Raw genomic sequence first — 7,387 nt, 5'->3', positions numbered from 1 at the left:
TCTATCGCAAAGCTACGCTTTTTCCTATCGGAATGCTCCGCAAACATGTCCGCGACAGCGAAAACGCAATGACTATTCTATTGCACTACTAAAGTACTATTTCATTTCCTGCGGAATGCTGTGCAAACATAATTTTTCATTTCCCTTGAATACTAATTCCTTCTTCCAAGATAATGAGTTAATAACTCATAGCTGATAGCTGTTAGCGTTTGCGTAGCATTCCGTAGGAAAGCTCCTCTGAAAGAGGCTAGCTGACTGCTGAATGCTTACAAAAATATTAATCTTAGAACTACACCTCATTATCTAAAAAGTCCTGTAAATCTTACTACAAAAGCTGGCTTTAAAGTCTATTTTCATTTAAACTCCTCATCACCGCTGAGAGCTGATAGCTAATAGCTGAATGCTTACATCTCATCAATTCGAGAACTTCTATATAACTATTACATACAGCTTGAATATTTCTCATTCCGTAAATAAAAAAAAAATAATATTGCGTAAAATCATATTTCTTGAATGAAGAATAATTTAGACAACAACATTCATAATTGAACGAAAAATTATTCTGATGATTTTTGTCATAGACATCATAGATATCTATTTGCAATGAATTATAAACTTACCTCTTGATAATTTTTTGCTTCTACTACACCTGAATTTTAAGTTTAATTTATTGTGATTGAGGGGTGATTATTATGTACAATAAAAATGATTTAATACTATCTATTTGGACATTAATTGTAGTAGTAATAATGGGATTAACTACTACAGAAATTAACAATAATCTACTAGAACAATATTCTGATGAATTAGGTGAAGAAGTTTTTCATCAGTTTGTGGGTTCTTCTAATGAAGATCCTCCTGTTCCCTATAAAGGAGGAACAAGCCGTGGCTAAATTTATCAGGAAAGGCAGAGGGCAGGAGGCAGAAGGCAGAAGGGAAAAGCCGTGAAACCCTTGTGTGCGAGCTTGAGCTACTTTGGAAGAGGCTAGACACATCTGGGAGCGCACTCGCTACTCCCTACTCCTCCTAGCGCGCTCCCAACTCTGATTAGCTTCTTCCATCAAACCTAAATCTCTCAAAACATTCCCCCGCTTATCCCAACCATCGTCAAAATTAGGCTTAATCTCTAAAGCCTTGTCATAACAAGCAATTGCTTCTGTTAAACGTCCTAAATTAACTAGAAAACTAGCTTTGTTATACCAAGCCAAATAATAACCAGAATTAATTTCTATCGCCCGCTCACAACTAGCGATCGCCTCTTGCCACCTTCCTAACCTTCCCAGTGCTTCAGCACGGTTATTCCAAGCCAAATAATCATCAAACTTAATTTCTATTGCTTTGTCATGGCTAGCGATCGCTTCTTCCCACCTTTCTAGTTGTACTAAAGCTTTGCCTCGATTGTACCAAACTTGATGGTAATCTGACTTGAGAGCTAGAGCACTTTCCCAACTATCAACTGCTCCAACTAAATCTCCCGCTTTAGCTTGCTCCAAGCCTAACTTTGCCCATATTTCAGCATTACTCTCAGCAGACTGTGCTTGATTTTCCACTCCTACCCCAAGCTGACTAACCATTGCCTGAATAACTACTCTGGGGTCACTCGTTTGTACCCCTAACTGTTGGGCAACAGTTGCTAATAAATTAGGATTTTCCTGAAGTTTAAGCACTAATTCTGACATGGCATCATTATCTTTTTCTTCACTCGCGAATGTTTGTGAAGGAGGAGAAACACCAACATCAGGTCCATCATATTCCCAGATTGCTCCACTATCATCCCTACTTAAAAGTTGAGTACCAATGTTGTTACCCATTGCTCCCAAAGATTGTAGAGAGGGTAGCGATCGCGTCAATTCACCAAACCCTACCATCCTCTGAGCTAACTCATCATTAGGTTTAGGGGAAACTAATAACCTTTCTCCAAACCGTTGCAACCATTCCTGCCAAAGTTCAGGTTTGCCCCTTTCTCCTAATTCATCAAAAAATCTCTGTACGCGATCGGACTGCCAACCTTGGGCAACACCCTCCAAGAGTTGACCAAACAAAAAATCGTAATCTGTATCTGTCAGTGGGGGCAAAGACTCGGAAGTTGCTTGAGTATTCTCAGATAAATCTAGATGAGACTGAGAAGATAACCCCAAAAGTCTTGTCCATAAATTTTTGAGCCATTGCCAAATTCTACGAAGCATTTGTTTAATTAGGGTTTGCTAAAAAAGTCTTTTAGTAGGGGTAGGAGACAGGAGACAGGAGACAGGAGACAGGAGGAACGGGGAATGAGCTAGGAGGTAGGAGCTAAGTTTTGTCCCAAGAATGTTTTGCCCAAGTCTTAACCAAAATCCGCTCATTTTTGAACCATTACTACTTAAAACCTCGCACTTTTTGATACTTAAAAATGCTAAAACCTTTATTTATAAAGACTTTTAGATTTATTCAGCAAGCCCTAATTAGGAAGAAGTTTAAAAGTCAGAATAAAAATCGTACATAACATATTCTCATAATGGAATCTGGATAATTAATTGATGAAAAACTTTGTACCTTCTCACCTTATTCTTTCCCTTCTGCCTTCTGCCTTCTGCCTTCTTCGAGTCCCCGTACCCAAAAAAATTATCTGTGAGTAGTGAAGTTATCTCCCGTTATAATCTGTGATTTAACGGGAGTCCCCAACAGCTATTTTGTCGATGGGTAATGACAAACTTAAAAATCATCAATTACCCATTTGAAAACTTTTACTTTCCTGGCGAGAAGTCCCGCGCTGTAATATTTGATTCAGCACCGTATGGGAGAGCCAGAACATTATATACTGAGGGATACAAGGGGAGGACATCACCTCTGTATAAACTGCAACTTCGCGTGCGGGTTGAAGAATCCCGCGTTGTCGCTCAAGCACGGGCATCGGGAGTTATGTCAAAGACTAGACATAACTTCTTTTGCTGCAGCCAAAGTTTTGTCAATATCTTCCTCTGTGTGAGCTAAAGAAGTAAAACCTGCCTCAAATTGAGAAGGTGCTAGATAAATTCCTCGCTCCAACATTCCACGATGGAACTTGCTAAACTTGCTCAAATCAGACTTTTTGGCATCTTCATAATGGTGAACTGGGCCTTTATTGAAAAAGATACCAAACATTGCACTAATGTACCCACCACAAATAGGATTGCCAGTTTCTTTACCAATTGCTAATAAGCCATCAGCAAGTCTTTTAGTAATTTTATCTAACTGTTCATAAGTACCTGCTTCCTTTAGTAACTCCAGAGTCTTAATACCAGCAGTCATAGCTAGAGGATTACCAGACAGAGTTCCTGCTTGATACATTGGGCCTGCTGGAGCTACCATTGACATAATATCCTCGCGACCACCATAAGCTCCTACAGGCAAACCACCACCAATAATTTTGCCTAAAGTTGTTAGGTCTGGAGTCACCTGAAATTTTTCCTGAGCGCCACCATAAGCAATACGGAACCCAGTCATAACTTCGTCAAACACCAGTAAAGCGTCATTGTCTTTAGTAATCATCCGTAACCCTTCCAAGAAACCTGCATCTGGGGTAATAAATCCAGAGTTACCAACTACTGGCTCGAGAATAACACCAGAAATTTGGCCAGGGTTGTCGGCAAAGAGTTGCTTAACTGCTTCTAAGTCGTTGTAGGGAGCGGTTAGGGTATTGCTAGTAACAGATTTAGGGACTCCAGGAGAGTCAGGCAGACCTAGAGTTGCCACACCAGAACCAGCTTTAACGAGGAACATATCAGCGTGGCCATGGTAACAACCTTCAAATTTTATGACTTTGTCTCTACCTGTAAAAGCCCTCATTAAACGCAGCACGGCCATACAAGCTTCTGTACCAGAATTGACAAAGCGGACCATTTCAATGCTAGGTACAGCATCAATAACCATTTCAGCCAAGATATTTTCTAAAGCACAGGGTGCGCCAAAGCTGGTGCCTTTTTCCAGAACTTCTTTGAGAGAATTTAATACATCAGGATGAGCATGACCACAGATAGCTGGTCCCCAAGTACCAACATAGTCAATATATTGATTACCATCAACATCCCAGATATATGCTCCCTTGACTCGATCAAATACAATTGGTTGGCCACCAACAGACTTAAATGCTCTGACCGGGGAACTTACTCCCCCAGGCATGAGTTTCTGGGCTGCTGCAAAAATTTCTTCAGATTTAGTTGTGTTGAGTGTAGTAACTACCAAGTTAATCTCCTTAATTTGTGTTTGTTTCAATCCCTACGGGGGATTTTATGTTATCACCAAATTCAAATAAACTTTATTAGGAAAGGCAGAGGGCATCCCCCTTCTTTGAAAGGGGGGGAGAAGGCAGAAGGGAATTTTGACTCCTGACCTCTCTCTACCCGTGACCAAACCCCGCCGTTTGCGTTGCCTACAATTGGGTTGGAAAACCCCATCCAATTGTTCCTTGTGCCCTCTGTCATCTGCCCTCAGCATAAGTGCCTTAGTTTATGTATCATAAACATTCAACACAAATATAGTCATATATAGTTATATGTAGTCATATGGTCTCCATAAATTTGGGCAACTATTGACATAATCTAACAATGTCTGTGACAATAGAGGACTAAATAGCCTCAAGAGTCAACGATCTGAGTTCAATAGGGTGAAATTCCACCGACTGACACGCTACCTCTAGACACATCAGAACCTACGTCCAAGCCTCTGTATTATGACCAAGTAGAAATTGAATCAGGGAGATAATCATGCAAAGAGGAAAAGAAAAAGTAGTCCCAAATGCTTTTAGCTATGGGATAGAGAAGCCAGTGCGTTGGGCGGGTCCCCCGACAGTCACGCAACTGGCGTGGTGTTGTAGTTCACGAGCGTCAGAATAACACCTGCAAAATAAGGATATGTCATAATTTGACTATATTTTTATGAACTATATTTAGGTAATTGTATCATTGCCCTAGGGGCATATTTGTAGTTAATCTTGGAGAATTATGAAGCTTTTTTTTGACAATTTATTTATTATATGATATAATAAATGAAAAATAAATTAAAACTTAAAATTCAACATTCAGAAAATACTCAGAAGATATCCTAGACTTCGAGTATACAAATAAATTCTTTTTGGCAAATTATGTCTACCTCCGAACCAGTAGCTTTAAGTCAATCGATTCCAGTGGAGCAGGTTCGTTACAATGAACAAGGACTTGTGCCTGCTATTGTTCAAGATTATTTAGATGGTACAGTGTTAATGATGGCCTGGATGAATCAGGAATCATTGCAAAAAACTTTAGAAACAGCACAAACTTGGTTTTGGAGTCGTTCTCGTCAAGAGTTTTGGCATAAAGGGGCAACTTCTGGTCATTTTCAGAATGTTCAGTGGATACGCTACGACTGTGATAGCGATGCTTTATTAGTGGGAGTCGAACAGGTAGGAGATATTGCCTCCCATAAAGGAGAGAGGAGTTGTTTTCATCAGGTGGATGGGGAGGTGTTCAAGCCACCTGCGACTATGTTATCTCAGCTTTTTGATGTGATTTGCGATCGCCGCGACCATCCCGAGGAAGGTTCTTATACTTGTAAATTATTTGCCGGGGGAGATAATAAAATTCTGAAGAAAATTGGGGAAGAGTCAGCGGAAGTGGTAATGGCGTGTAAGGATGATGATAAAGAGGCGATCGCTTCGGAAGTAGCAGATTTGTTTTACCATACTTTAGTTGCTCTAGCACAACATAATGTTGAATTGCGAGATGTATATCGGAAGTTGGATGAAAGGAGACCAAAAAATAAATATTATAAATAGGGTTTGCTGAATAAAGTCTTTTAGTAGGGGTAGGAGACAGGAGACAGGAGTTAGGGGAATTTAGAGAAGGTAGTTAGAAAAATTGTCCCTCAATTTTTCTGTCATAATCGTCCCAAAATACCAGCTTTATGCAGCTCTTACCACCGAAAAGCTGACACTTTTTGAGACTAAAAAATGCTACAACCTTTATCTGTCAATGCTTTGATATTTAATCAGCAAGCCCTAAATAATTGGCGCTGCTGAATTATACTATGATTTTTGTGCTTAGGGAGTAGGGGAGCATTGACTTAATCAGAGAATAACGATAACTGAGTAGGAAAGTTATATCATGTTCGGATAATCAGTTATAAATAAAATTTAATGACTGATAGTATCGACAGTACCAAAGAAATACTGAAATTCTCTTTACTTTTCTCCAATATTTCCTCTTTTTCTCCTTTCTTCCCTCCTGACTCCTGACTCCTGACTCCTGACTCCTCACAACAGTTATTTATAAGTATTCAACCGAACATGATATTAAGCATTCAAGCAATTGGTACAAAGCTGTAGTCAAGCTAGGCAAACAACATAGACGAGTAGCTAATATGCGTAAAGATGCACTTGATAAATTGACAACTTATGTAGCCAAAAACCACGGCACTGTTGTGATTGAAGTATGACAATGTATCTGGAATGTTTCGCTGCGCGACATGAAAAGCTAACCATAAGCTGGCTAAATCAGTTAGCAGATAGTGATTTTATGAATTTAGAAGACAGCTAGAATACAAGTGTCAATGGTATGGCTGTGAATTGGTAGTAGTAGACAGATTTTTTCCGTCTTCGCTCGACTTGCTCTAATTGTGGTCATGTACAGGAGATGCCTTTGAACATCAGAATTTATGACTGCCCAGAATGCGGTATATCAATTGAGAGAGACTTGAATACCTCAATTAATTTAAGAAAGCGAGTGCGTAATTCTGAGGTCTCCTCAGAATGTAAGACGCACTCAAGAGATGCGGTCGGCTTGACCGTTGATGCCTGTGGACGGAGTGCTGCCGACAGTTCCGGTGGAAGCAGGAAGTAAACATTAAAATGTTACTTATTATGACGTTTTATATCGGTTTTATGAAGCAGTTAGGTAGTAGGAAATATTTCTGTTGTAAAACAAAATCAGGAACTAAAATCATGTCCGGATAATTAGTTATAAAAAAACCATTACCCTTTGAACTTTTCTTTCCCTTCTGCCTTCTGCCTTCTGCCCTCTGCCTTCCCTCCTCCAAAGTTTAACTATTCAACTGGACATGATATAAAATGGTACAAAATCCATTTGTTGGAACTTGGCGACTGGTATCTTTTGAACTCAAAGATATAAATGGTGAAGTAACCTACCCATACGGTAAAGATACCATCGGATATCTCATGTATGCAGAAGATAGATATATTTGACATCCTCTCCGGCCTGAAGGCGCGGAGATTCCTACCGAACCTTAGCTCCTCGGTGGGTTGACGTCTCATTGGCTGCTGCACCCACCCCTCTTGCTCCCCTCCCGGGAGGGGATGGGGGTGGGTTACACTTGCCTCCACGTCCGTTTCTCGTCTCCGTTAGCGTAGCTCCTCCGGAGGGCATGCCTCCTCCGGAGG

7 protein-coding genes and 1 pseudogene are annotated in these 7,387 nt (G+C 40.2%); 6 read left to right on the top strand and 2 right to left on the bottom strand.

Annotation, left to right across the window (positions count from 1 at the left end; all coding sequences use genetic code 11):
• Positions 1 to 692 precede the first annotated feature (692 nt).
• Positions 693 to 893 (top strand): hypothetical protein, encoded by a 201-nt coding sequence (locus F6K54_RS36600; RefSeq protein ID WP_293088806.1) that lies wholly within the window; start codon positions 693 to 695, stop codon positions 891 to 893.
• A gap of 117 nt (positions 894 to 1,010) precedes the next feature.
• On the opposite strand, the gene F6K54_RS36595 is transcribed toward F6K54_RS36600, so the two are convergent.
• Positions 1,011 to 2,186, bottom strand: a complete 1,176-nt coding sequence (locus tag F6K54_RS36595) for a tetratricopeptide repeat protein (RefSeq protein WP_293088804.1) — start codon at positions 2,184 to 2,186, stop codon at positions 1,011 to 1,013.
• A 715-nt stretch (positions 2,187 to 2,901) separates the two neighbouring features.
• The gene (gene hemL, locus F6K54_RS36590) at positions 2,902 to 4,200 is read right to left on the bottom strand and encodes a glutamate-1-semialdehyde 2,1-aminomutase (protein WP_293088803.1); all 1,299 of its coding nucleotides are present in this window, start codon (positions 4,198 to 4,200) and stop codon (positions 2,902 to 2,904) included.
• Positions 4,201 to 5,098: 898 nt separating this feature from the next.
• On the opposite strand from hemL, the gene hisIE reads away from it, so the two are divergent.
• The 5 genes and pseudogenes from hisIE to F6K54_RS36565 all read left to right on the top strand — a co-directional run bounded on the left by hisIE (position 5,099) and on the right by F6K54_RS36565 (position 7,192).
• Complete coding sequence (hisIE, locus tag F6K54_RS36585; protein WP_293088802.1) at positions 5,099 to 5,767, top strand: bifunctional phosphoribosyl-AMP cyclohydrolase/phosphoribosyl-ATP diphosphatase HisIE; 669 nt, start codon at positions 5,099 to 5,101, stop codon at positions 5,765 to 5,767.
• Between the two features lie 488 nt (positions 5,768 to 6,255).
• Positions 6,256 to 6,426 carry a transposase gene (locus tag F6K54_RS36580; RefSeq protein WP_366558341.1) on the top strand — a complete coding sequence of 57 codons (171 nt, stop codon included), beginning with the start codon at positions 6,256 to 6,258 and terminating at the stop codon, positions 6,424 to 6,426.
• A gap of 115 nt (positions 6,427 to 6,541) precedes the next feature.
• Positions 6,542 to 6,604: pseudogene (locus F6K54_RS36575) on the top strand (hypothetical protein); the annotation flags it as partial.
• Positions 6,605 to 6,623: 19 nt separating this feature from the next.
• The gene (locus F6K54_RS36570; RefSeq protein ID WP_293088800.1) at positions 6,624 to 6,830 is read left to right on the top strand and encodes a hypothetical protein; all 207 of its coding nucleotides are present in this window, start codon (positions 6,624 to 6,626) and stop codon (positions 6,828 to 6,830) included.
• Between the two features lie 227 nt (positions 6,831 to 7,057).
• Positions 7,058 to 7,192, top strand: coding sequence for a lipocalin-like domain-containing protein (locus F6K54_RS36565; protein WP_293088798.1), 135 nt, complete (start codon positions 7,058 to 7,060; stop codon positions 7,190 to 7,192).
• Positions 7,193 to 7,387 lie beyond the last annotated feature (195 nt).

The sequence above is a fragment of the Okeania sp. SIO3B5 genome (assembly GCF_010692555.1).
Taxonomy (GTDB): domain Bacteria; phylum Cyanobacteriota; class Cyanobacteriia; order Cyanobacteriales; family Microcoleaceae; genus Okeania.
This window is presented reverse-complemented; position numbering and strand designations above follow the sequence as displayed.